At 56.6% G+C, this 25,155-nt stretch carries 21 protein-coding genes and 5 pseudogenes; 13 read left to right on the forward strand and 13 right to left on the reverse strand.

Features of this window, described 5'->3' with window-relative positions:
• The first annotated feature begins 49 nt into the window (after positions 1-49).
• On the forward strand, positions 50-505 hold the full coding sequence (locus tag HSEST_RS14135; protein ID WP_229123019.1) for a hypothetical protein: 456 nt from the start codon (positions 50-52) through the stop codon (positions 503-505).
• Between the two features lie 183 nt (positions 506-688).
• Here HSEST_RS14135 and HSEST_RS14140 read toward each other — a convergent pair whose 3' ends face one another.
• Positions 689-2,902 carry an AAA domain-containing protein gene (locus HSEST_RS14140; protein ID WP_229123143.1) on the reverse strand — a complete coding sequence of 738 codons (2,214 nt, stop codon included), beginning with the start codon at positions 2,900-2,902 and terminating at the stop codon, positions 689-691.
• A 119-nt stretch (positions 2,903-3,021) separates the two neighbouring features.
• Here HSEST_RS14140 and HSEST_RS14145 point away from each other — a divergent pair, with 119 nt between their 5' ends.
• Complete coding sequence (locus HSEST_RS14145; RefSeq protein ID WP_229123020.1) at positions 3,022-3,249, forward strand: hypothetical protein; 228 nt, start codon at positions 3,022-3,024, stop codon at positions 3,247-3,249.
• Positions 3,246-3,902 carry a hypothetical protein gene (locus HSEST_RS14150; protein WP_229123021.1) on the forward strand — a complete coding sequence of 219 codons (657 nt, stop codon included), beginning with the start codon at positions 3,246-3,248 and terminating at the stop codon, positions 3,900-3,902. Before HSEST_RS14145 ends, HSEST_RS14150 begins: the two co-directional genes overlap by 4 nt.
• Positions 3,903-4,154: 252 nt before the next feature.
• Here the strand turns inward: HSEST_RS14150 and HSEST_RS14155 are convergent.
• The 3 genes and pseudogenes from HSEST_RS14155 to HSEST_RS14165 all read right to left on the reverse strand — a co-directional run.
• A pseudogene (locus HSEST_RS14155) lies at positions 4,155-4,283 on the reverse strand (IS6 family transposase); the annotation flags it as partial.
• A gap of 615 nt (positions 4,284-4,898) precedes the next feature.
• Positions 4,899-6,230 carry a PQQ-binding-like beta-propeller repeat protein gene (locus HSEST_RS14160; protein WP_229123022.1) on the reverse strand — a complete coding sequence of 444 codons (1,332 nt, stop codon included), beginning with the start codon at positions 6,228-6,230 and terminating at the stop codon, positions 4,899-4,901.
• Positions 6,231-6,492: 262 nt separating this feature from the next.
• Positions 6,493-7,200, reverse strand: a complete 708-nt coding sequence (locus HSEST_RS14165; protein ID WP_229123023.1) for a hypothetical protein — start codon at positions 7,198-7,200, stop codon at positions 6,493-6,495.
• Between the two features lie 157 nt (positions 7,201-7,357).
• On the opposite strand from HSEST_RS14165, the pseudogene HSEST_RS14710 reads away from it, so the two are divergent.
• Together HSEST_RS14710 and HSEST_RS14170 are read left to right on the forward strand one after the other, a co-directional pair.
• Positions 7,358-7,747, forward strand: a pseudogene (locus HSEST_RS14710) (formyltransferase family protein); the annotation flags it as partial.
• 38 nt (positions 7,748-7,785) lie between these two features.
• Positions 7,786-7,956: a hypothetical protein gene (locus HSEST_RS14170; protein ID WP_229123024.1), complete on the forward strand. Its 171-nt coding sequence runs from the start codon at positions 7,786-7,788 to the stop codon at positions 7,954-7,956.
• 270 nt (positions 7,957-8,226) lie between these two features.
• Here the strand turns inward: HSEST_RS14170 and HSEST_RS14175 are convergent, their stop codons facing one another.
• The 6 genes and pseudogenes from HSEST_RS14175 to HSEST_RS14200 all read right to left on the reverse strand — a co-directional run bounded on the left by HSEST_RS14175 (position 8,227) and on the right by HSEST_RS14200 (position 15,234).
• Complete coding sequence (locus tag HSEST_RS14175) at positions 8,227-9,588, reverse strand: amidase (RefSeq protein ID WP_229123025.1); 1,362 nt, start codon at positions 9,586-9,588, stop codon at positions 8,227-8,229.
• The gene (locus HSEST_RS14180; RefSeq protein ID WP_229123026.1) at positions 9,588-9,776 is read right to left on the reverse strand and encodes a hypothetical protein; all 189 of its coding nucleotides are present in this window, start codon (positions 9,774-9,776) and stop codon (positions 9,588-9,590) included. The genes HSEST_RS14175 and HSEST_RS14180 overlap by 1 nt, the downstream gene beginning before the upstream one ends.
• A gap of 428 nt (positions 9,777-10,204) precedes the next feature.
• Complete coding sequence (locus tag HSEST_RS14185) at positions 10,205-11,551, reverse strand: S8 family serine peptidase (protein ID WP_229123027.1); 1,347 nt, start codon at positions 11,549-11,551, stop codon at positions 10,205-10,207.
• Between the two features lie 339 nt (positions 11,552-11,890).
• The gene (locus HSEST_RS14190) at positions 11,891-12,835 is read right to left on the reverse strand and encodes a metallophosphoesterase family protein (protein ID WP_229123028.1); all 945 of its coding nucleotides are present in this window, start codon (positions 12,833-12,835) and stop codon (positions 11,891-11,893) included.
• A gap of 846 nt (positions 12,836-13,681) precedes the next feature.
• Positions 13,682-14,082 (reverse strand): annotated as a pseudogene (locus HSEST_RS14195) (DNA topoisomerase VI subunit B); the annotation flags it as partial.
• A gap of 93 nt (positions 14,083-14,175) precedes the next feature.
• The gene (locus tag HSEST_RS14200; protein WP_229123029.1) at positions 14,176-15,234 is read right to left on the reverse strand and encodes a TrmB family transcriptional regulator; all 1,059 of its coding nucleotides are present in this window, start codon (positions 15,232-15,234) and stop codon (positions 14,176-14,178) included.
• Between the two features lie 145 nt (positions 15,235-15,379).
• On the opposite strand from HSEST_RS14200, the gene HSEST_RS14205 reads away from it, so the two are divergent.
• The 3 genes from HSEST_RS14205 to HSEST_RS14215 all read left to right on the forward strand — a co-directional run bounded on the left by HSEST_RS14205 (position 15,380) and on the right by HSEST_RS14215 (position 16,915).
• Complete coding sequence (locus HSEST_RS14205) at positions 15,380-15,541, forward strand: hypothetical protein (protein WP_229123030.1); 162 nt, start codon at positions 15,380-15,382, stop codon at positions 15,539-15,541.
• A 681-nt stretch (positions 15,542-16,222) separates the two neighbouring features.
• Positions 16,223-16,492 (forward strand): helix-turn-helix transcriptional regulator, encoded by a 270-nt coding sequence (locus tag HSEST_RS14210; protein WP_229123031.1) that lies wholly within the window; start codon positions 16,223-16,225, stop codon positions 16,490-16,492.
• Positions 16,493-16,600: 108 nt separating this feature from the next.
• Positions 16,601-16,915, forward strand: coding sequence for a hypothetical protein (locus HSEST_RS14215; RefSeq protein WP_229123032.1), 315 nt, complete (start codon positions 16,601-16,603; stop codon positions 16,913-16,915).
• Between the two features lie 10 nt (positions 16,916-16,925).
• Here the strand turns inward: HSEST_RS14215 and HSEST_RS14220 are convergent, their stop codons facing one another.
• On the reverse strand, positions 16,926-18,194 hold the full coding sequence (locus tag HSEST_RS14220; protein ID WP_229123033.1) for an RNA-guided endonuclease InsQ/TnpB family protein: 1,269 nt from the start codon (positions 18,192-18,194) through the stop codon (positions 16,926-16,928).
• Between the two features lie 546 nt (positions 18,195-18,740).
• On the opposite strand from HSEST_RS14220, the gene HSEST_RS14225 reads away from it, so the two are divergent.
• Positions 18,741-19,769: a Cdc6/Cdc18 family protein gene (locus HSEST_RS14225; protein WP_229123034.1), complete on the forward strand. Its 1,029-nt coding sequence runs from the start codon at positions 18,741-18,743 to the stop codon at positions 19,767-19,769.
• A gap of 18 nt (positions 19,770-19,787) precedes the next feature.
• Here the strand turns inward: HSEST_RS14225 and HSEST_RS14230 are convergent.
• Positions 19,788-20,015, reverse strand: a pseudogene (locus tag HSEST_RS14230) (SOS response-associated peptidase family protein); the annotation flags it as partial.
• Between the two features lie 100 nt (positions 20,016-20,115).
• On the opposite strand from HSEST_RS14230, the gene HSEST_RS14235 reads away from it, so the two are divergent.
• On the forward strand, positions 20,116-21,345 hold the full coding sequence (locus HSEST_RS14235) for an RNA-guided endonuclease InsQ/TnpB family protein (RefSeq protein ID WP_229123035.1): 1,230 nt from the start codon (positions 20,116-20,118) through the stop codon (positions 21,343-21,345).
• A gap of 37 nt (positions 21,346-21,382) precedes the next feature.
• Here the strand turns inward: HSEST_RS14235 and HSEST_RS14240 are convergent.
• Positions 21,383-21,634: pseudogene (locus HSEST_RS14240) on the reverse strand (SOS response-associated peptidase family protein); the annotation flags it as partial.
• A 95-nt stretch (positions 21,635-21,729) separates the two neighbouring features.
• Here HSEST_RS14240 and HSEST_RS14245 point away from each other — a divergent pair.
• The 3 genes from HSEST_RS14245 to HSEST_RS14255 all read left to right on the forward strand — a co-directional run bounded on the left by HSEST_RS14245 (position 21,730) and on the right by HSEST_RS14255 (position 25,152).
• Positions 21,730-22,920 carry a restriction endonuclease gene (locus tag HSEST_RS14245; RefSeq protein ID WP_229123036.1) on the forward strand — a complete coding sequence of 397 codons (1,191 nt, stop codon included), beginning with the start codon at positions 21,730-21,732 and terminating at the stop codon, positions 22,918-22,920.
• A 67-nt stretch (positions 22,921-22,987) separates the two neighbouring features.
• Complete coding sequence (locus tag HSEST_RS14250; protein WP_229123037.1) at positions 22,988-24,715, forward strand: DUF2254 family protein; 1,728 nt, start codon at positions 22,988-22,990, stop codon at positions 24,713-24,715.
• 140 nt (positions 24,716-24,855) lie between these two features.
• Positions 24,856-25,152 (forward strand): hypothetical protein, encoded by a 297-nt coding sequence (locus HSEST_RS14255; RefSeq protein WP_229123038.1) that lies wholly within the window; start codon positions 24,856-24,858, stop codon positions 25,150-25,152.
• The last annotated feature ends 3 nt before the right edge of the window (positions 25,153-25,155 follow it).

Consider the following 25,155-nt stretch of genomic DNA (forward strand, 5'->3'; position numbering starts at 1 on the left):
ATCCTCCAACTCTTTCGCGAATGCGGTGACGATCTTCGTGGGCCTGTCGATGGCGAGCCTCGATCGTCTACGATGGAGAGATCACGACTTCTCGTGTGTAAAGAAGACGATATCCCTCGCTGTACGACTCAAAAAGGGCGTGTTCGCGGCCGGCACGTTGCATGTCGCGAGCGTGCTGGCCAGTGGGTGCGACGGCGATCGCCAGCTTGAGGTCGGACCGATGACCTCGTCGAGAAGGCACAGCTTGGAGCCGATGACCGCTACAGCGGACCCAGGCGACGACCAGGTACAGATCGACTCGCCGAACGGAAGGTCATCTACGACACAGATAATCGGTTCCGGACGAATATCAACGTCGTCCTCCGAACGTGAGAGCAAGGGCAGCGTCATCCTTTTCCAGAGCTACTTTGTCGAGCAAGCAGCTGAACGAACGCTCAACCTGTCGAGACCACACGCGAGAAGAGAGTGGGGAACCCAAAGGGAAGGGACTGGGATGGGCGCCTAGATTCCGAAACGTCGACCGATCAGGTAGCTTTCGTCGGGCCCCCGGTGATGTGTGGCCACCGGATGATGAAATTCCGGAGTGGACTGATAGAGGTTCTCAGGATATTCGAGATAGTGTCACTACCAATTTACTAACTCTTCAAGATAGCTCTGCACAAGCATTCGTATTCTATCAGACCCACACTCACAGAAACGCCGGGTCGACATCGTTGAGACGGCCGGTCGACTCGAAGAAATTTCGGAAGTCGCGGTAGAGACCTGTACACTTCCCGTCAGTATCGTATCGGAGTGTGTGGAAGTCGCCGACGACCGCACAGTACCGCTTGGCCCGGGTGAGTGCAACGTTAAGCCGGCGCGGCCCATCATCGGGCCGGCCGAGGAAGCCGATGTCCCCTTCGGCGTTGCTCCGAACCAGCGAGATGACGACTGCGGTCTTCTCGCTTCCCTGGAAGGAATCGATAGTGTCGACCGTGATCGCGTTGGCGCAGTTGATCTGCTCGTTGAGGAGGTCACGGAGCAACCAAGCGTGCGCCGCGTACGGCGTAATAACGCCGACTTCCTCGGGCGGAACAGCCTTGAGAATGTCTTGGACAAGGTGGACGACAAGGTGCGCCTCGGCTTCGTTAGCCCGGGAATGGTCGATTACGTCGACCGTGCCACCGATGTCATACCCTTCGATTGCTGGCTTGTCCTCAAGTGGCTTGACGACTCGGCCAGTGCGGAGAGACCTGTCGTAGAACTGGCGATTGGAAAAGTAGGCGATATCGGGGTGCATCCGATATTGCGTTTTCAGTTGGAGACCCACTCCCTCGTAGACGCCACCGTCAGCGTAGACATGCTCGAACAGCGAGAGTCCATAGCTTGAGACGGGCGGATCTTCCGTCGCACTGAACGGTGGGAGTTGCCGGTGATCACCCGCAAGGACAGCCCGGTCGACACGGGCAAGTGGAATACACGAGGCGGTACAGGTTGCCTGCGTCGCTTCGTCGAGGACCAGGAGGGTGAACTCGCGGGCGAGCGTGGCGGCACTGCTGTTGGTCGCGGCGACGACCTCGGCTCTTTCGGTGACATCGTGGTACTGCGTCCGGACGATGTCGTGTGCTGACCGTTCGGCGTTCACACGGTCAAGCGTGAACTCAGCAGTGCCGTGCTGGCCATAAGCGTGAAGTGAGCCAGCGTCGGGGTTACCTGGCGTTGAGTTGCCGACAACCAGGTTGTCCAGCGCTTGGTTGGAATCTGCACAGACAAGAACATCTTCGCCGGCGGCAACGGCCCGACGGATAATCTCGACGAGCGTTCGGGTCTTGCCCGTCCCTGGGGGGCCGTGAATACAGAACAGGTCATCGGCGAGGAGGGCGTATTCGACAGCCAGTTGTTGCTCTTGGTTCAATTCGTCGTCAAAGGACGCGCTCATTGCGGCGGCTTCATTCGAGAACGTGAGTGGACGATCGCCGACGAGGACCTCACGAAACGGATCGTCTTGTAGGTCGTCGATGGCCGCGAACTCGCGGTTAAACGGGACTGGATTCAGGAGCTCTGAACACCCGACTGTGTGGTCGCCCTCCAGATACGCGCTTACCATCGCCGTGTCGTCGATGCTTCCCCACTTGATAGTCAGCCAGATGGTCAGGCCGCGGATGCGTGCAACCTCTGCAGGGACCGGGAAAGGATCAGGAGCGTCCTCGCTGTCGGCATGGATCAGGACCTCGTTATCCTGGTAGATATCGAACTCGCTCTCGATAAAGTATGCCCAGTCACCGTCGCGACGGTCTTCTAGTTCCGGATCAAGCGTAACTCGGAAGCGGTATTCCCCATCGTCGACGCCACGGCAGGTCAGTTCGGGGATGGCGGATCCACCTTGTTCGTACAGCGCTCGTGCTGAGTGGTTGCGGGCCCGCGTCTCATGACTTGCCCGCGTTGCCGCACGCTCGTTGGTGATGTAATCTCGGAACTCTGTGAGCAAGTCGGTATTTGCCACGGGATGTCGAGGATCCTCGTGATCGTCAATCGGCGCGTCGTAGCCTGGTGGGTATGTCTCCGGAAGATAATCGGAGTGCCAGAATCGGATCCGATCAGCGAGTTGAGTGGCGCCAAATTCGTCAGCAGCAATTGGTTCAATATCGCCGTCCTGTTCGACAATGAAAATCTCACCACGCACTTCGTGGTCAGTATAGGCGACGAACTCTCCGGTCGGCGTCGCCGTGTCGAGGCTGTGTAACGGAATACACGTCCACTCGCGGTCAGGATGGCTGAGCTCGTCGTGGTGGCTGGCGAACGTAGCGATCGGACGAACAGGGATTTGCCTGCCGGATGGTGAAAGGGTCGCCTCAGAGGCAGTGTGGAGCGAAGCATCAGCGAGAGAGAACTGGTTGACGGCATACTCAAACAGCAGAGACATTATTCGATCCTGCTCGGGCGATACTAATAATACTTCGTGGTTATCAAGCGAAAGTGATAGAACAGCGTTCTCTGAGAGCTCAGAGAAACAAACAAGTAACGTAAATGAATAGTACACTTGTGTCCGACGACGATGACATTCCCACGATCGAGTTAGGTCCGGACGATCATTTCGAGAACAACAAGCCGTATCAGTGGCGTTACGAGGACAAATTCGGCGAGACATATCTCACGTTGCTATTCGAGAACTATCCGGAAGAGACCATCCGCGAAGCCCTCGGCAAAGAGTACAAACAAAAGCGTCACAGTATAACCGACTTGGTCAAGCGTGAGACAATAAAGATATGACCGACTTGAGTAGCCTAAAAGAAAAGCTGACACCCAAAGGGCAGGATCTGTTGGAGGTCACTATCGACCGGAAGGGCAAGGAGTGGGTGGCAGAACATGAGGACCTCATTCTGGCTCAAGCGAAAAAAGTGGGCCATAGAGTAGAAAATACTATGCGATTCACTGAAGAACAAGGGAAGCTGTATCAGCGTATCATTGATTACCTCTCGCCGCCAGACGGAACTGCTACCTCTACCGCCGAGTTAGAGAAAGAACTGGATTGGGAGCGGGAAGATATCCACGGGGCAGTGATGGATCTAATCGCCTTTGACGAGTTAGAATTGGTTAATACGAGCCAGTACGCCCGAGTTCGCCTCCGTCAGCCTACACCTTCAGAGCAACTCACACTTGAAGATATGACCGAATATGTCTGGCATGCGTATATCATCGAGCAAAAAATTGGAAAAACACGAGCACGGCGGTTATTCACCAGTAAGGAAGCGGGCGAAGCCCATCTCAAGCAAATCGCGAATGTTGATGAACTAACAGCAGTTCCAAACGTATCGCATGTCTGGTGCGCTTCGATTGGCAGTAAGGGGTACACACCAGAGTACGCTGTCCTGCGAAAAGATCCTATTTTCAGGCAAGCTGATGACCCGTATCCAGATGTATAATAGGGCCACTGTATACGCTGACAACTACCGGTCAATATTCGGAGACTCGGCTCGGTTGTCAGAGATTGGTGGGGGCTGAGCGGGACGTGGGCTTACGACCAAAGAGGGGACTCAATTCGGGGCTGTAAGGCCGCTGAGAGGCGCAACGTCCGCAAAGCAAAGGTAGAGTTGAGGGAAGATCCTTGCAAAACCCCCGATAGCAAGCGCCTAACAAACATATTTCCACTGATACGATAATCCAAGCGGCACTGTCTAGTTCAGCACCTCCTCAGCTGGAGTCGAGCCACCCAACGCGTGGTTCGGTCGATTGCGGTTGTAGTAGTGTCTAAAGCGTCTCAGCCAGCGTTTCGCGCTTGATTGACTGCTCCGCCAGAACGAGTGTCACAAGCGGCGTGCAAGACTTAGAGGATGCAGTCATCACTCACCTGGCCGCCTGAACGTGTAGCTTACCGTATCTGTGTCAACTATGAGGGTGCCGGCGTCGTGATCCACGACAACCGCAACGGTGTCATCGTGCGTGAAATCGTGCAATGGCATCCCAGTCTGGAGCGTCCCATCGCGCGACAATTCGACACGTGCAGAGCCGAAGTCGATGTGAATCCGAGTATCAGTCGCCGTTACATCACCTGCGCGACCGAATCGACGTAGTTCATCAATCAGTGTCTCCCATTCGTTGAGTTGCACTCGTGGTGTCATCCGTCGTTCAGTCATGATGCCGCGTTCAGGAAAGTCTTGATACAAAATCTAGGCCGCCGAAGTAACGCGGAGAACTACGAACGATCCACCAACTGGTAAAACACTCGTGCAACATTTAGAGGATCAAGTCAGCAATCGGTCTTTGCTTGTTGCACACCGGAAATATAAAGTACGAATTCGGTTGGTCGCCTCTGTGTCCACCATTGTTGGCTCACAAACACAGATATGTCGAGTGATTGAGCAGATGCGACTGCCTACAAGATGAGGGGAGACCTGGCGTCTTGCGTAGCGAAGATCGACTTATTCCGAATCCTCCCCGGCGTGCTGATTGGTCTGATTTTGGTGGGCCAGATAGCCACCGCCGCCGAGTCCAGCGAGAGCAGTGAGGACACCGAAGCCGGGACCGAATCCACTGCCCCCGGCGGTCTCATCGTCGCCGTCAGGTCCTGAATCCGTATCTTGTTGTGATGGCTCGGCAGTGCTGATAGACTGACCAGGATGAGACTGACCGTGATGGCCCAGCGTTCCGAGCATCACGCGTGACCCTTCGCTTGAGCCCGAAACGCCTGCATCCACCGCGTAGAGGTTGCCATCTCGACTCCCAACGAAGACGGTCCCGTCCACCACCGTCGGCGACGAGTACACCCAGTCGCCCGTCTCGAATGCCCACTCTTGCTCGCCCGTGCTCGCATCCACCGCGTGGAGGGCATCCACGTAGGGGTTGTCGTTGTCACTCCCGACGAAGACAGTGCCGTCTACCACTGTCGGCGACGAGTCCCCCCTCTTTTCCATCTCGAATTCCCACTGTTGCTCGCCGCTTGCCGCATCCACCGCGTAGAGGTCGTCGGAACTCCCGACGAAGACAGTGCCGTCTACCACTGTCGGCGACGAGTCCACATAGCTGCCCGTCTCGAAGGCCCACTCTTGCTCGCCCGTGGTCGCATCCACCGCGTAGAGGTTGCCATCTCGACTCCCGACGAAGACGGTCCCGTCCACCACCGTCGGCGACGAGTCCACGTAGTCACCCGTCTCGAAGGCCCACTCTTGCTCGCCCGTGGTCGCATCCACCGCGTAGAGGTTGTAGTCGAAACTCCCGACGTAGACAGTGCCGTCCACCACCGTCGGCGACGAGTCCACCTCGCCCGTCTCGAAGGCCCACTGTTGCTCACCGCTTGCCGCATCCACCGCGTAGAGGTTGCCGTCCCAACCCCCGACGAAGACGGTGCCGTCCACCACCGTCGGCGACGAGTGCACGCGGTCGCCCGTCTCGAAGGCCCACTGTTGCTCGCCCGTGGCCGCATCCACCGCGTAGAGGTTGCCGTCCCAACCCCCGACGAAGACGGTGCCGTCCACCACCGTCGGTGACGAGGTCACGTTGCTGCCCGTCTGGAAGGCCCACTGTTGCTCGCCCGTTGCCGCATCCACCGCGTAGAGGTTGGTGTCGTTACTCCCGACGAAGACGGTCCCGTCCACCACCGTCGGCGACGAGTTCACCATATCACCTGTCTCGAAGGCCCACTGTTGCTCGCCAGCCGCAGCCCGCACGCCAGTAGTTGTCGTCGTAAGAGCAAGGCTACTGGCCCCCAGTGCTGCCCCAGACTTCAGCACGTCACGTCGGTTCCAGTTGTCCATAGGGGACGCGACACGCGGACACAACGAAAAGTCTGCGGTTTTTCGAGATTAGGGTATTCAGGCAATCTCATGGTCCCTACAATGACGTGCTTGACCCTGAGAAGATACTATCTGGGCGAATGTCTAAACAGACACTGGACAAGTATGATGAACTTGCGCCCTCTATTCAGCAGCTTCGGCCGCACCTATTTGAACCCTGTCAGTAACCACGTGACCAACTCAGGGAGATAGTTCAGCAGAGAAGTGACGACAGTAGTTATCCTCAGGATCGTACTCGCGCGATTTTTCCGTCTCGTAGCCACGCCTCGTATCGGTCCATGAGTCCACGTGGGTCCCGCAGGCGGAGCAACGTGTGCGGGAAGTGGCCCGGAAGCATCACGTCGAGAGTGGAGAGCGGTTCGTCGTCGAGACCGCCGTTCTCGCGGCGTGGCTGGACCAGCGTCTCACACCCTTTTCCGAATGCGGGCGCGTGGCCTGCCTGGTGGACGCGCAGCACCCGTGGCGCGTTCGGGCACACGTACACCTCGTTTTCGAGCGTGTAGCCTCGGAGACAACGTGTTTTCAGCCACACGTGCAGCCCGCGGACGAACGCCCCTGAATCGATAGCTCTGTCGGGCCCCCCGCTAGGGCCGTGGTGGGCGTCGAAGGCCTTGATGTACTGGTACCAGTCGAGTTCGTACTCGATGAGTGCGGGGTCATCGTGCTCCTCAGTTCCGGGTCCGTCTCTAGCTACTTGGATCGACGAGATGGTCCAATGCCACAGTGACAGCACGGCGATGGCGAGGCCACCGGAGAGAAAGACACCGATAGCCTGACATACGTCTCTGAACACAGAGCGGAGGGCGTTTCTCTTGAATGGGGGAGGCATGGTTCTGCATTCACCGTGGATATAATAGGCTTTGTGGCAACCGACCAGAAGAGATATCAGCCTCAGATTCTCATCCTCGATTGTGCGGGTCGTCCTGTTCACGAGTGCGGAACCGCTCTATCTTCCCCGGTACCTCCAGCCGCTCTTCGAGGCCCACGCTGACACTATCGACCAGGTTGTCATCGCCCCCTTCAACGCCTCCCCGGCTGAGCAGCTACGCTCGCAGGCAGGTATGTACGGTGCCCGCGCGGGCATCCGGATGGCGCTCCGCTACGGACGGAGTCGGGCGCTTGACGCGTTACCCGGGCAGGTCGCCCGGCGGGCCACCGGTCGGTATCACTCGGTTCCGGCGGTCGCGCGAGCCTATGGCGTCCCAGTTGAGCGAATCCCCGACGTGAGTGACCCGACGTTCGTCGAGCGTATGGAGGACCTCGCACCGGACCTTCTGCTCTCGATTGTGGCGGGCCAGCGGCTTCCCGGGCCGGTGCTAGAGAGCGCCGACGACGCGGTAAACCTCCATGGGTCGCTATTGCCGAAGTACCGCGGCCGGGCGACCGTCTTTTGGCCGCTGTTCTACGGCGACGATCGAACGGGTATCACAGCACATCGTATGACTGAGCACTTCGACGCAGGCCCAATTCTCGCCCAGCGGGCTTTCCCCTCGACGACGCCGACACCGTCGATTCGGTGTACCGCAAACTCGCCGAGGCGGGCGCCTCACTTGCGGTCGAGTTGCTTGCCGCCTATCCCAAATTGCCAGCCGAGCGGCCCAACGAGACGATTCCAGCAGGCTATCACGGGCTTCCGGGCCCCAAGGAGCGACGGCTCTTCTACGAGCGCGGCAACGCGTTTCTTTAATGGGATCTCTATGACCGATACGCGCATTGTATTCAGCAGGACTGCTGAAACCTATCACCGATTGGGGGCTTCAACAAGGCCAACGGTGTCGAGACGAAAGTCCGCTCGCTAGTCATTGCTGACCATGACTTCGCTGGCCTTGATCACGGCAACGACCTCATCGCCGGGTTCGATATCGTCGGCGATCTGCACCGGAAAGAAATCACCGGATACGATCACACGCCTTCGTGCGGTCGACCCGGGGCAGACGTACAACAATTACTGGGAGGACTACAGCGCGCGGTCGAAGGTGTCTTCGCCGAGTGTTCCAAGAAGGTCTGAATGGTCAATGTGGTCAGTCCGCTCTTCGTACATCTTCCCGAGTTCGAAGAGTTTCTGATCATCGAAGGCACGACCGGTGAACAACAGCCCCGTCGGGACGCCGTTGTCGTCGAATCCGTTCGGGATTCCAAGACCAGGAAGCCCACAAAGGTTCGTCATTCCACTGATGGCCCACGGTGCCGAAACGAGGGCGTCGTAGGGTTCAAGCACCTCGTCAATCTCCTCCTGGATACGCTTTCGAATGCGCAGAGCGGTGATGTAGTCTTTGGCGAGAATCGAATCAAAGGCGTAGCCGCCTATGCTGCCTTCGGGGTCGGTCAACTCCTGTACGTCGCCAGACGTGATCAAGTCGTTGAATATCGACCCTGCCTCCGCGGAGATCATCGTCGAAGCTGCCGTCCCAGCGGGTAAATCTGGGATATCGATCTCAGTCAGTTCGGCGAACTCTGACAGGACGTCGAGGGATTGCTGTAGGTTCTCGTCGTCCGGATCGGTGTCGAGAACTGCCAGTTGTGGCGGATCCGAGAGGCTTACCTCCTCGATAAGGTCCATTCTTTCTGAGGTCGTGTGATCCTTCGGGTCCGACCCGTAGATGGCCTCAAAGACAGCCTGTGACCCCTCCGCAGTTCGACACATCGGTCCGATCTTGTCCATCGTGTACGACAGCGCCATCACACCGTATCGACTGACGACGCCGTAGGTCGGACGGAGCCCTGCAAGACCGTTGTTAAATGTAGGAGACATAATCGAGCCCCACGTCTCGGTACCGATAGCGAACCCGACAAGTCCGGCGGCGGGGGCCTGCCCAGATCCGCTGGAGGACCCACCACTCCACTCGTCCTCGTCGTTCGGTGCCCACGGGTTGTGTCCCTTCCCAGTGAATGTCATCGTCTCTGGTGAGTACCCCATTCCACCGGCGAGTTCGACATTCGCTAGTTTTGCTATCGGGACTGCGCCTGCTTCAAGGAGTTTCTCGACCACGGTCGCGTCGTAGTCGAACTCCTGATCACGGTAGGGATTGGCCCCCCACGTCGTGTTGTAGCCCTCGAAGGCGATGAGGTCCTTGAGACCGAAAGGGATGCCGTGAAGCGGCCCCCGATCGGTTCCGTTCGAAAGTTCCTCATCGGCACGTTCAGCGGCCTCAATAGCCCGATCGTAAGTGATCGTCTGGACGGCGTTCAGCGTTGGCCCGACGCGAATCAACCGGCTGATGTAGGCGAGCGTCAATTCGTAGGACGTGAACTCCCCATCTCTGAGTCGCTGACCGAGTTCCGGAATCGACTCGAACAACACCTCGTCGTCGGGAATCATCAGTACGACCCCCTGTAGGCTCGGAAAGTCGTCGCCATATCGGCACCGTTAGCGAGATCGAAATCCCGGAGTGTATTCGCTGCTTCGCGGTTGCCCGCGACCGCCTCTTCGAGTTGCTCGATGTCCTCACTAGACAGCAGATCCCCGTACTCGTCCTCGATCAACTGGAGCAATGCTTCCGTCCCCACCGGACGATCAGCATCGACAGAAACGTCTTCTGGGTCGTGTTCGTCCGCCGTACTCGGCGTAGCGAACAACCCCGCGCTGCCGAGTGCCGCAAGGAGACCGAGAGTGGATCGTCGATTTATCGATAATGGTGTTTTTTCGTCTAGTTCTTCATCTTCTCTGCCACTATCTTGGATTTCTTTACTAATACTAGGAGTGAACGGCGGTTTCCTACTCATACTGTCCACTTCTGATCCTGAACCCATCACATATAAATCCCAGGTGAATACCCTTTGATCAGATGGTGATAAATATTAGGAAACATAGGACACGAGCATGACCGCTAATACGACGCAGGCTCTTGGTTGACATCCCCCTCCACGTGAACGCGGAGGAATCCCGAGTGGTGGGAGTGGTGGGTTCGCAATCCCGAAAACGTGTCTCTGTTCCCCTACAGCGCGTCGAGAATATTCAGGTAGCCGCTGCCGTAGAACGTCTTGTCGTAGTCCTCGGGGACGTCAGCGGCTCGCTTGAGCGCTGACTCGACTTGGCTGGCGTTGTAGTTCGGGTTCGCACTCTTGACTAGCGCCGCGGCGCCAGCGACGTTCGGCGCGGCCATCGAGGTGCCGGCCTTCCAGCCGTAGCCGGGCACCTGGGTATCGGGCTCGCCGTCGCCGTCGGTGTCCTCATAGGTAAACACCGTATTGAACACGAGATCGTTGAACCACGGAAGGTCGGTCTCAATGGCGTCGAGGTCAGCGTCACCGCCCGGCGCAGCGAGTGTGACGGCATTGGTGCCGTAGTTCGTGTAAAACGCCGGGCTCTCAGGCGGGGCAACGAGATCCGTTACCTCGCCGTCGCCATCGGCGTCCCAGCCGTAGCCGAGTGGGCCGGTCGCAGATACCGACACCGCCTGGGTACCCTCGTTCGGCAGGCTGATGAAGTTCTTGTCGTGCTGGAGGTCGGCGCTATCGTTGCCAGCCGCGATAACCAGCAGGGTCCCCTCCTTGTTCGCGTAGGTCATCGCGCTGTTGAGCACCTTCCCATAGAATTCCCCATTGGCTTGCCGTGGAATCGGATACGCTCCCAGCGAAAGGTTCGCCACGTCCGCACCGATGTTCGCGCTGTAGACGACCGCCGCAAGGATGTCAGCGAATGACGCGGTCGGCCCGGAGAACACGCGACAGTCCACCAAGTCGGTCTGTGGTGCCGTGCCGTTGACACCGATGCCGCCGCCGTTGTCTGCGGCGACGATACCCGCGACGTGGGTGCCGTGATCGTCGCCGCCGACGGGATTGTGGTCGCCGCCGTCGTCGGTGAAGTTCCGCGAGAGGTCAAGGTTCAGCGGTCCGGCGAGGTCCGGGTGAGTCTCCAGTATGCCAGAGTCGATGACGGCGACGCGTGTGCCCTCACCCTCCGTCGTCTCGTGGGCTTCTGGGACGTTCAGGGCAGCCTTGTCCCACTGCAGGAAGTCACCGGGTTGGCCCTCGTAGTCCGAGGCGTCAAAGGACGGCACCTCCGCGTTCACTGATGGCTCGTTCAGTTCAACTTCAATATCCGGCGCGAATCCTCGCACCCCCTTCGATGACTGCAGCGCTCCCTCGGTTCCGGAAACGACTGCCAGGTCGGTCCCCGACATCTCGTGGACTACCTCAACGCTCTTCGGCAACCCGCGGCCCTTTGTGCGGACGATGTACCGATCCGTCGAAGCCGCCGCTGTAGCGGTAGTCCCGAGCGCGATGCCTCCGAGCAATGCTCCGCTTACCTTGAGAACATCTCGTCTGGTACCATGTACCATAGCGTCATTTGAGAATCATATGGCCATAAGAGTTATCTATAGGCCCCAATCTTTCCGGTAGACCGGGCTTCAGCAGTTTCGAGACGGAGCCCCCGGCCTCACGGAGCGAGGACTTCCGACGGCCAGTCGGAAGCGCGACGCGAGTAGGCCGGGGAGGAAGCCGACACGACCGCCAACGCATAATATGCTTGAGACTGACTAACTCGCCACCCGGTGTATTTGTTATTGGGGCCACGTATCACTATCCAATGACCCTGAGGAGACGGGGTGCTGGCTCAATGAGGAAGCTGAACAGCTCAAGATGCAGTAACGATACATCTGATGTACTGCTGGGCGAAGCTACGGTATGTTGTACTGTTCACAAGAAACTGAGTCATCTGCGACAGTTAGTAGCCAAGCAACGCGATCGGTGGGATCGGTATTGGTGCTCATTCGTTCAACTGCACCGGTGTACATTACTGGGACCCCACACCAATCCTGTCGAGTTGCATCGTGATGATGCCCACAGAGAATGAAATCAAACCGGTTGCTGAATTGCCCTATAATTTGATCAAGGTCAACACTCTTTGTCCCACGGTCAGTTAGTTGTGCCAACGTCTGGTGGAGAACTAGAATTGAAGTGGATTCGATGACTGTGTCCGGAAATTCAAGGTTGTCATACTGCAGATCGCCTTCTGGGTGGTGGTTTATACCAAAGAGACGAAGGGTCGAGTTCACTGAGACACCACTCGTATCAATATTTGAAGCCAGTGTGCCGTCTCTGTCTTCCAGTAATTCATTACCAGCCGTCGACTGATGATTGCCCCGTACGTAATAAAAGGGGATACCTGCATCAGCTAACGGATCAAACACCGTTTGGTCGACAAACAGCGCTTGGACGGGCGTGGCCGTATCGTGGAAGATGTCGCCAACGTGGACGACCGCATCAACCGACCGTTCGATACCGTACGCAACGGCCGTGCTGAACGCATCAATCGGATCAATCTTCTCACCTGTCCGTGGGTGTTTCGTTCGGCCAACGTGCGTGTCGCCGACGATGAGGATTCGAGTACATTCCTCGACTGGTCCGAGTGGCGTGATGCGTGTTCGCTTACTCGGAGCCAGTTCGAGATCGTATCCGCCGCCACCTTTCTGTGCCTTGCAGCGAGAGATCTGGTATTGATAGCCAGCTTTCCAGTCAACTTGGGTCTCTGCACCTTCGTAGTCGATGAGTCGAAGTGGGGTTCCAGCGGTATCGACGAGAGATACCTCGGCTTGCCGTGACTTTCCGGAATTCCGATCCACCGCAGTAACCTCAACAACCAACGGAGCAGGAACGGACTGCCCAGGGGAAAGATCATCAGCGGTAACCAACGAATATCACTAGTCAACTGTATTCGTGTTTCCAGTAAGACGGTGTTGGTCTACCGTCACTAATCTAACCTGGTCACGTCTGTATCAATCTTCGATTCTTACGAGTGATCTCCTCCAGATAGGGTACTCAGCTTTGCATATTATCGTCGGAGAAGTCCGTAACCGACATCATCTGTCCTTGCTACGTCCTACGTCATCTACCACTTCAATGTGCAAGACTGAGTAGACGAATAGCGCGCCTCCAACCTATTCCGGGATTTCGTATCGAACGAACTCGTTTCCACTACAGGCCGGGCATTCTTCGGTCCCCGGCGACACGTTCGTTCCGCAGTTGCGACATTCGACTACGACCTTGGATCCGCCACCTGGCAGTAGCCGAGTGATGACTGTGCGGACACTCATCGTTCTTCGACCTACAACTGACAGGGGATTAATTGTGGCGGCTAACTCGTCTCACCGGAAATATGGTGTGTGCGACCGTCAAAATCCGCTTGGAAGAAATCCTGTCCTACGCTCCAAGATCTGCTGTGAACACCGATGGAACACTGCGAACCGTGATCGTCAAACTTGGATCCGGTGATGAAAACGATATGAGATGGGGGGTGGGAGCACTTGTATGCGCTCAGCCAGTGTGGCTTCGATCGCCCCTTGGTGGGGCAAGTGGGCTATATCGTTTTGAGATATTAATTTCTGGTGGGGTATCCTATTGAGTGGAATCCCAGTTGTGTCGGGCTGCATTGGAAACTATTTGCGGATTTATAAGAAACTACACTCCATAGCGGTGAGCTGTGCATAGAGGACCGCAGCCGAGATACCAATCTCTTGCTGACCCAAATTCTACTCACACTTGTGGAATATTGAACTATATAATATTTTCTAAAATACTTCCGAGAGCTGGTCTTTGGTGATCCAGGGTTATCTTCCATAACCAGCCAGTAGTGATCTCCCAGATCCTCGATTTAGACGTAGATATCGGGGAAGATATCGACTTCCCCACAGACATCGAAGCTGTTGTCGACGCCCTCCTTGACGGCTGTGACGAGTGGCCCGAACTCCCGAGTCGAACCCGAGCATATGCTTGTTCTTCTCGAAGAACTCGGCGATGAAGATCTGTCGCTGGCTCTCGACCAGCGCTCCTCGGCAATCCCCGAATCGCACAGGTCGGCTGCACCGATGATATTCGTTAGACAAACCCAGTTGTGCCCGGGTTAAAGCCTTCTCGGTGCTGCGGTGAAAGTGAAGACGTTCGCCGATTGTGAGAGTTAGCGGACCTATGGTCGTTCGAGCGTGACCTTGCGTGCCTCGTAGTCTTCGAGGAACGAGTCCGGACCACCAACGGAGACAGTCCCCTCGTCGGTTTCGACGATAATCGTATGTTCGATTGGGATCGTATTCGTCCGTGGTTCGACCATTCCCTGGCGAGTCTCGACGACGGTTCCCTCAAGCGTCGTGAACGGGTCGTCAGTGTCGACGGGCTGGGCGGTCGCCTGAACGTGGACCGTCGCCTCCGTCTTGTTGTGCAGCGTCGCCTGCAGCGTCGCGTGACGGAAACTCCGATAGGTCGTCGGAAGTTCGACCGGATCGACGACGGAGTGTTGCTGGGCAAAGGGCCAGTAGTTCGCCAGGAACGAACTGGCGATAATCGGCACGATCTGTCCCTGCACGATCGCGATCGCCCGGTCGTCGCTGTTGGCTCGCGAGACCATTTCGGCGGGAGAAGCGATTCCCAGTTGTTCGTCAACCGCGAGCAGTACTGGCATACCGAGTTGCCAGGTCCGAATGACGCTCCCGACTGGTCGATCGATGCCATCAAGGACGTGTTCGGGATCGTCGACGTCGCTGATCAACAGCAAGACGAGGACACCGCGATCGATCGCGGCCCCCAGCTGCTCTGCGACTTCCGGGAGATAGCCTTCCGGAACGGCGATGACCAGTTCCTGCTCGGCGCTTTTGATGTACTCCCGCAGGCGTTTGATGACAGTGACGCGGGATTTGATGACGTCGAACCGCTGGGGTCGCGAGGAGGTCTCCGAGTAGCGCTGTTGCAACACCGGCTCGATGTCCTCAAGTTGGCTCGACAGCATCTCGATGACCTCTTGTGGAGGTTTCGCCTGGATCTTCGTCGGGACGATGTGATCGTCGACATCGACGAATCCGCGTTCTTCGAGCTCCTCGCAGATGCTGTAGACGTATCGTTTCGAGACGCCCGTGTCATCAGCGATCGTACTCGCTTTCGCCTCCCCGTGTTCGAGGATCGTCAGGTACGTCTGAATCTCCTTTTCGGAGAGACCGAACTGTTTGAGCTGGTCTTCCAGCGGGACGGTGTTCATCGACGCTCGCCCCCCAATGGCTGTCCAATGGGTCCGACTCGACCCGACACAGAATTGTGTGCCCACATTCTATTTCCTGTCTACAGGCTCAGAGTACATATATTGTCTATGATCCTTCTTCATACCTGTCGCGTTTCGAGTTGATATGGACAGCTGGACCGGGAACTCCTATGACTGCAGCGGGAACGACCACTTCGACGAGGAGGGTATCGAATCGCGGAGTGACGTTGAGGAATTCACTGTCGCTATCGTGTTGAGGCAGGACACAGCCAACGGCGTGAATCAACTCGTTGAACACTGCGGTTAGCGATAACGAGTGGCACGCTTTTCTGGAATGTGCGTTCACCGAGTGCCCTTTCGGATACTGCCTCGCTACGTGGGCAGACAGGCCGCCTCCGTAGGACGGTTCGGAATCCGCTCTGTTCCGACCGATTCCTATCTATTAGTAGGGTTGCCTGTCACTTAAACGTCAGCGTGGGAAACTCGGGGCAACCGTTTGAACGGTAGTTTGTTTCCCAGCGTGACGGCGCGTATCCACGGCCTAAAGGGTGGTATTGCGCCTGTTCAGCGTATAATTCCCGCGATCAAGATGGGAGTTCCCGACGAGTCTTAGAGGCATTCGAAAAAGCGTCTTTGCTCGTGATAGGGAGATAATTCCGGATCAAAGGGTCACGTAACCTATAGACGATTGACTGTCGTAACCGATTGTTTTTGAACACGCACACCGAATCCATTGCTGGGAGCACGGAATCCATGTCACACGCTCCGTAGCTCCCTCCCCATGTCAGACCAGACTGAGCCACTCGGAATGTGTCCAATGTGCGGTGCTGAGATAGAGCCGTTTCAGCTCCTCGTTGAGTACGAGAAAGACGATGGGACAACAGGCCGGTTCGCTGAGTGTGAGTCGTGCGGTGAGGTTGTGCGACCGGAGTAGTCAATGTCAACGCGCCATAGATTTAAGGATGCCTGATTGCTATTTATGTTTGAGATGTACGACCTCACAGGTTTCCAGCGAGATCTGCTGTACGTCGTAGCTGGCTTAGATGAGCCACATGGCTTAGCTATCAAAGACGAACTCGAAGAGTACTACGAGAAGGAAATCCATCATGGCCGACTGTATCCAAATCTCGATACATTGGTCGACAAAGGCCTTGTCGAGAAAGGGCAAAAAGACCGGCGAACCAATATTTACGCGATCACAAGGCGAGGGGAGCGCGAAATTGAAGCCCGGCGCGAGTGGGAAAGCCAGTACACGTGAGATTAGCTACTTACGGATAATCGAGGACGAGGAGAAAGCCTCACGCTTCAGCGCGCTGAGGAAGTCAAGGTCCCCGCTTAGGATGATTAATGAGGGGCGTCAGTTGGTGTGGTCTTGGGTGTAGTCGAGGAGGAGATCCATAACACGAAGAGCGTCATCGGGATTATCGATCAGGAGAGGATTATGATGAGAACCGGCGAGGCGGAGGAGTTCGTCGTCTTGATCAGCAGCGACGATGCGCTCGACACGGCCGTTGCCGACTTGCACGGAGTCGGTGGCGCGGGTTCGACGCATTGCGACCCAAACGGGTACGTTCCTAATGTTGACCTCCTCCCCCGCGTGAACGCGGGGGAATCCCGAGTCAAGCGGATCGAAGATTCGCGTACATCGCAAATCTCCGATTGCTCAGCGTTGGGATATTAGGGTTTACACGTCACTCGGCGGTTGCTCGCGGCTGGAATCCGTGAGTCCGGCTGAACTGAATGACGCGAGGCTGGGCCAAACAGCCGTTATCGCTATCCCCGAGTGGGGGAGTCACGCTTAGCGTTTTCTGCCTGATGTTATCGGCTCCGTTCACGTCGCCGTGAGCGACAACCCCACAGCGGTCGCACTTCCACAACCCACGTTCGACACGGTTGTCCCCGTCTTCGTGCCCGCACACACTACACGACGATGATGTACCGCGCTCGTCGGGCATCTCCACCTCGATGCCACGTTCACGAGCTTTGTAGTCGATGAGGTTCATCAACCGCTTGTACGCCCAATTATCCAAGCGTTTGTTGCCGTGTCTGCCCCAGTCGTCTTCATCAACACCACTGGGGTCTCCGACGACAAGCGTGCCAACATCGTGAGAAACACACCGCTCAACGATGTCTTTCGAGAGGGCGTGTAAGAAGTGGTCTTTGCGACGCGACAGTTTTTCACGTGCCCACTCTGCTTTTTGGCTGGGACCGTGCGGCCCTGCTGTCTGGTACTCTTCTTGCTGGAAGTAGTGCTTGTCCTCGCGGAGCGTGTTGCCCGGATACAACAGAGCGTCGTCGGGGAATGCAACGGCGGCAGGATTACAGATTCCGAGGTCAACACCCGCTGCCTTCTCGCCTGGTGCCTCTGCCGCAATCTCGTGCTTGCAGACGACGTGAAGTTCCCATCGTTCCTTGTGACTGTTCCAGACGGCACGGACTTGCTGAACGTTCTCCAATTCGACTTCGGGTGGGGCGTCGTACTCAACGAGGATATAGTCGCGGGCACGCGGTGACGGTTTGTGGAGTTTACCCTTTGAGAGCCGGAATCGGTTGTGTTTCGTGTCGTGGCGGAAGCCGTTGGCTTTCCACGTGACCGTCGAGCGGGGGTGTTCCTCGTGGACACGGCGACCTTGGTCGTCGTAGTAGTTCTGTTTGCGGTAGCCCGGCGGATTGTCCCGACTGTCGTCGCTGTTGAACCACGAGGTGAAGGCCTCAGAAAGCTCTTCGAGAACTTTCTGACTGGACTGACTGTGCAGTCCTCGGTATTTGTCGTGTTCCTTCACCACGGCTTTCAGTTCGGACTCGTCGGGGATTTCGCCGGTTTCGTCCCACGTCTGGCGGGCGTGGTAGAGGGCGACGTTCCAGAGCTTGGACGCCGACCACCCATGCCTGTCCAGCGATTCCCGAACCTGCGAGTGGTTCTGGATGCGGCAGACGTGGGTGCGGCGTGTGGTCGACATCCCTGTACTACTATCTTATGAAATATCGCTACTTATATTCTATGGAATATCCAGTCGTGCTATAGTCTGTGGAATCTTTGCCAGATGACGGCGCGTATCCACGGCCTAAGGCCGTGGTATTGCGCCTGTTCAGCATATAAGAGTGGCGGTTAAGAGAGTTTATTTCAGACATCGACGAGAGTATCGTCTCGCTGGCGGAGACAGTGGACACTGACTTCCAGAGCGGTGAAGCGAGAGACCGCACGCCCTAGCGGTGCGAGCCGGGTACGACCCACTCCGCAGGACGTTCCCGAAGGTTTGCCAGTAGCGTCAACTGTTCGTCTTCAAGATAGCGGGTGGTCACGATACAGGGCGCGCCTAGCAACCAAGTTAGCAGTCAACGAATTGGCCAATTCCGGAAATTCCCGGAAGACTCGAATTTCCACAAACAGAATCGAGCAACAGCGCAGGAATCGCGATAGCCATCAGAGATCCGACAGCGAGGTTTCCGGAAACAACCCGGCCATCTTTTTACTCCTCGCCAGGAAACCGATCTGGTAGAACGAGATGATCCGCGATGCTCGTGTGCTCCGAGCCGGGTTCGTCCCTCGGGAAGTCGAGCATCGCGACGCAGAGGTCAACCACCTCTCCAGCGTCCTCGAACCCATCGCGAACGGTGAACCGGCCGACACCGCCATCGTCACCGGGCCCAGCGGCGCTGGCAAGACCTGTATCGCGAAGTTCGTGACTGAACGGCTTCGCGAGGAAGTCCTCGACGTCGAGACGGTCTACGTCAACTGCTGGCGGAACTACACTCGGTTTCGGACGCTCTACCAGATTCTCGACGAACTCGGCTCGACGATCGACATTCACCGCCAGTCGACTCCACATGACGAACTCATCGACCGGCTTCAGCAGCACGACGGCCCGCGAACCGTCGTCATCCTCGACGAGGTCGACCAGCTCGAAGACCCCAGCGTCATCTACGATCTCCACAGCCTCCCGCAGTTCGCGATCATCTGCATCGCGAACAAGGAAGAGGAGCTGTTCAGCCGCGTCGACGACCGGCTTGTGAGTCGGCTCCGTTCGAGTGAACACGTCCGGATGGACAAGTACCACGACGAGCAGCTGTACGACATCCTGAGTGCTCGCGCGAAGTGGGGGCTCGACGAGGACGTCATCACCGACGACCAGCTCTACCGGATCGCCGACGCGGCCGCCGGCGACGCCCGCCTCGCAATAGGCATCCTCCGAACGGCCGCCGGCAAGGCCGATCGCGAGAACCACGAGCGCATCACCGACGACATTCTCCTGAACGCCGCCGAGGATGCCCGAGCCCAAATCAAGCAGAAGAGCCTCGATTCACTCACGCCGCACCAGCGCGTCGTCTACGACATCGTTCGCGAGCACGGTCCGATCGGGCCGAGCGAAATTCACGAGCGCTATACCGAGGACGTCGATGACCCACGGACGAAACGGACTGTCCGCACGTACCTTTCGAAGATGGAGCAGTACAACCTCCTCGAGGCGGAGGGGACGAGTCGAGATCGAGAGTACTCGCTCGTCGATTCGGCGGCTGCGTCTCCGATGCAGTGACCGTGATGCCGTCAGCTATCAGGAATGGAACTCGCCGAGGCCCGATTGCTCGTGGTCTAGCGACTCGATGACCTGGGGATCGTCGTTGCCGGGGTTGTTGACCCGCGTCGAAATCTCGTAAGCGTCCAGATCGTCCTTCGGGTACGGCTGGCACAGTTCCTTGCGGGTGTCCGGGTCTGCAGCGAGCCAGTCGGACTCAGCGTCCTTCGGGAGGACGACCGGCATCCGGTCGTGGATTGAGTTCATAGTGATTGCGAGGCGGATACCCTGACCCTTGAGGGCAGGGAGGAAGCCGACACCCTTGGCTGTAAATACCTTCAAGTATCACTAAGCATACTAATGAAGTATGGAGGTCGTCCGCAACATCCAGCTCAAGCTCGACGTTCCCGAGGACGCTCACAGTGTCCTCAACGAGACGTTCGAGCAATTCCGCCAAGCGGCCCAACACGTTGCTGACGCTGGATGGAGTGACGATCCCACACAGATCAAGGACACGAAGAACACGCTCCACGAACAAACCTATGCAGAGGTTCGGGAGCAGACAAGTCTGCAAGCCAGTCTCGTCCAATCCGCCCGCAACCTTGCCGCTGACGCCCTCGACACCTGCAAAGACCGCATCCTCGACGACGGCAAGAAAGCCAGCAAGCCCAAGTTTCGAGGGAGTGTCGTCGTGTACAACGGACGCACCATCACGTACAACGACGACCACGTTACCCTCGCCACCGTGGACGACCGCGTAACCGCCGAGTTTGTCACACCCGAAGACGAGGAAGGGACGCCGTTTGCGGAGTATTGGACGGACGACTGGGAACGCAAGGAAGCCACGCTCCACAAACGTAACGGCACGTACTACCTCCACGTCGCAGTCGAGAAAGAAGTCGAACCCGCTGATTCTGGCGACCAGCAACCCGAGAACGGAGTGGTTCTCGGCGTCGATTTGAACGTGGACGGATACCTCGCCGTCACCAGCACGGGAGCGTTCCTCGGTAATGCAGACTACCTCAACCACAAACGCGACGAGTATGAACGTCGGCGCGGCAACCTCCAACAGACAGGCACTCGCTCCGCGCACCTCACCATCAAGAGCATCGGCTCACGGTTTTCTCGGTGGAGTGCGGACTACCTCCACCGCGTCTCGAAAGCGATTGTGCAGGAGGCCGTGGAGAATGACTGCACGGCGATTGCGTTCGAGAATTTGAAACACATACGGAGGCGTATCTCGAACGCCAGCAAGTTCCAGCAGTGGGCGTTCCGCGAACTCGAACGCCACGTCGAATACAAGGCCGAAGAGTACGGCATCGACGTAGACGATGTTGCCCCTGCCTACACGTCACAGCGGTGTAGTCACGACGAGTGCGGATTTACCCACGAGGACAACCGTGATGGTGACGAGTTCGAGTGCCTGAAGTGTGGAAAGGAACTCCACGCCGATTATAACGCCGCTCGGAATATCGGGTGGCGGCTTGTCCAGCACTGGCTCAAGTCTGGTGCTGGACGGGCCACCAGTCAACTGGCCCTCAAGTCAGGGACGCTGAACGCGAATGGCACTTTCATGCCTTCCGCCCTGCGCGGATAGAGCGGGAGTCCACTGACAAGCCTCGGGGCTTGACCCCGAGGCAGTTGACCAGGTCGTTCGGCTCCGTTGTGATAATCGTGATACACGAAATCGTCTCGTCGGCCCCCTCCCAGACATCCCAGAGGCCGGCCATCGCGAATGCAGGGTCGTCCTCCCGGTAAATCCGGTAGGGCTGCTTCGACCCGCCGTTCGGCGATTTCCATTCGTAGAACCCTGACGAGGGGACCAGATAGGGCCGGGACTCCCACGCCCATTCGAAGTTGGCGTCGTGATCTACCGTGCCGCACAGAACGTGCTACAGATAGCGATGAAGGGGATGTAGCAGAGAAAGCGTCCTACGGGTTGCGAACCATTTTGTCACCGGGAAAGCAAACTAAAGAGTATATGGACGACCTCGAGTTTGCCCTCGCCAATTTCCGAGGCTATCCTTTCGAGAAATTTGCTATGGCATATCTACGTGAACAGGGATACCAGGTTCACGAAAGCGGGAGTTCCGGCCCTGATGGAGGATGGGACGGCCAAGTCGAAATCGGTGGTAGAGAAGGTATCGCCCACGCCAGCGTCCAAGAAACCTGGAGACGTAAGCTCCGTAGTGACGCCGAAAAGGTCGAACAACTGGAAGAGGAGAGAGGAGAAGACTACGACCTCTTCGTTTTCGTCACTAACCAAGATGTGGGCGGCAGGCAGGAACTGGATCTGCAGGATGAGATCCGAGAAGGGTACGGTTGGAAACTGCGGATCCATCACCGAGAAGAGATTCTCGGAGAACTACGGCAGAACAGTCAGGACTTGGCCGAAGAATTTCTAGACGTCGATCTACAGAAGGATCACGACCACATCCAAGAAATCGAAGAACTGTGCAGCGACCGACTTGACAAGTTACAGGCCCGTGATGGATACGCAAGCGAGCTAATCGAAGGCCCAGCTATTGCACTACACATCATCCCAAACGGCGTATTGTCCAAGAGCAAGAACCGGTCAGGCGATCTCCCAAACCCATCCATTATTTTCGAAGAAAGGGAGAACTACGGCGAGTCTAAAGGGAAGCACACGATTTCATACGGCAGAGGTGGATCTCCCGGAGAACACCACGCCTACGCTGTCCTGAGGAACGATGGTCTATATGAATCTGCCTCTGTCTCCGCTTTCCACGAGAAATACGAAGATCTGTGGCTGCAAGGTTTCATCCAAGACGGTGTCGGGATAGGCCTTGATGCTGCGATTATACTGGCAGCGAGAGAGACGATGATGGACCTGTCTAAGATGGGTTTCTCGGGAACAGCCTTCGCATTTGTTTCACTCCTTGATACAGGAGACGTACAGCTCGTAACGCCGGACCATCTCGGCAGTAGTTTACACCGTTCTCCGAAGACTATTGACACCGACCGTTATACGACGGAGTACGCTACTTTGCAGATTGGCAGTGAACAAGTAATTGAAGGCCTTGAACCAGTCCTCGACGAATTATGGAGACAGTTTGGGGATGATGGAAGCCCGAATATCGAGGACGGGAAGTGGACACGACAATCTTGCAAAGTCCGAGATGGAATGACAATAGAGGAAGGGGATCGGTGATATCCTGCTCATTTTGCTCCCCAAACCCCGTGTAGATAAGACAGGCCGGTAACATTGTCCCGATTGAATGAAGGAACCGCTCCGCTGGCCAGTCCCAGCAATCTTCGCTGTCGTTGCTGGGGTATCTATACTCGCAGCAGAACTCACGAACTATGATCTCTCAGGTAACGGCCAGCAAGTCCTCTCAACACTGGCGTCAATTCAGGCAGCGGTCTTTGCCATCGTCTTCTCCGTTGTCATCCTCGGAATCCAACTCTCAACATCAAGATACTCCACCAGGTTAGCCGACTTGTTCAGATCCGACGGAGCATACAAGAAAACAGTCGGTGTCTTCGCAGCCTCACTCGCAGCCGACATCATCGGCCTACTCGCATTCACACACGTCTCACGATTCACACTCAGACTCTTGACCTCTGTCGCTCTCGGCCTCGCATCTGCCTCATTTGCTTTGCTGTACTTCTTCGTCGACAGAACCCTGGAACAGACCACACCCGAGGGAATCATCAAACGAGTCAAGCAAGAGCTCACACCAAGTCAGATAATAGCCGACGCCGAAGCCGCTGACAACGACCCATCCGAAACAGATCCCTTCCTCGTTCCAGTATCCATCGTCAGATCCGCGATCGATGACAGGGACGTACCCGCTGCAACACGAGCTCTCAACGTCATCGACAACCAAGTCGAAGAGCTTCTGAAACAGGTATCGACAGATCAAGTCGAGGACGACACCCCGGTAGGTGACTCTCTCGAAGAACTCTGTACGAATAGGCTTCCAAGTGCTGGAGAGAAAAGCGTCGACGAAGACCTGGAAGAAGCCGGCTCCGAAGCCGTCGACACGCTCTCCTCGATAGGAAGCAACTCGGTTAAACAAGAACTCGAACCAGTCGCAATACACACCTCGCAAGGCCTCGGTAAACTCGTCAGCAACGTAGACTTCAGCACGACCGGGGAGAACGTCCGAAAGGAAGCAGTCGATGAATCGGGTGAATTGCTTAAAGAGGCAGCTGAAGCTGAGCTGTGGGATACCGCCGGGACAGGAACCAGAATCCTTGGCTGGCGAGCCGCACAATCAGTGGTAAGACGAGGGCCTACAGAAAGACGAAAACTGCCGTACACCTCCCTTTCCCTGAAGTACATTCCGGAGGTATTCGAGGAAGTAGTAGATGGTGCTCCGGACGAAGCCGATAGCCTAGATCTCTTCAGGAGAGCTTCTCGGAGAGAAGAAGATGACTGGACCTCGCCTGAAGAATGGGCATTGTGGAGCTGCTATGCTTCGATGGCAGAGATCACCTCTGCGTTCATCCGGTATGAAGTCCAACACGGTGAGGATATCGTGGACTGGAGCAGTGCTGGTAGTGGCTGGGCAAAGGGTATCTCAACGCTTGAAGAATCTGGCTATGATGAAATGCTGCGGCAATGGCTCGGAACCCTTCTCTATCTTGAGTACATCGAGTCTGAGGTCGGTAACCAGCTGATGTCGAACTTCCGTGCCGCGGCCAGGTACGATGTCTCGGAAGATCTGATGGAGCAAACCATTGATGAGATCCTCAGTGAGGACTTGGATGTTCAATCCAGAATCGACTCTCTGCCAGGTCAGATAGATCCTGTTGAATTTCCCCGGACTGGTTCTACGGTACGGCCAGTTTCTGATCCAGATTATCCGTTTGAGGAGTGGCTGGAGCTCCACAAAGAGATCTATCTGGACCGGGCGAAGGGCAGCGGAATGTATGCAGAGATCGAAGTCGAAAGAGGCGATAATGGTCAGGGAGACGATGATGGAGACACCGATTCGTAACAACTCAGGCTTTAAAAAACGAGTTTTAAGAAATATACTACAGAGTTTTCCCAAGACTCGGAGGTAGATAGACGATCGACTACGTCAGGATAGACGGAACAGACTACAGAATCACGTATCACGCTCGGCTTCGCTGGACTATGCGGATCAATACCTCCGAGAAACTAAACGAGGAACACATCGATAACAGTGTCCGAGTCAATCTATCCGGAGGATACGAACGAGGGTTCTGGAACCAGAACCACGGCGCAGTTCTCCTCGTAAGCGCTGACTCAATCTCCACCGTCATACCAGGAACCGACCTCGGCCTGAACGAAGACTTGGAACAGTGCTGCAGCTGCGGGGCCTTGATTATGGAAGACTGCCGTTTGGACAACTGTCGATGGTGTGGAGAAGAGGACTTCGAAGAGCCAGCTACCGTTCAAAATATTTCCTGAGAA

It is taken from the genome of Halapricum desulfuricans, assembly GCF_017094465.1.
Taxonomy (GTDB): Archaea; Halobacteriota; Halobacteria; order Halobacteriales; family Haloarculaceae; genus Halapricum.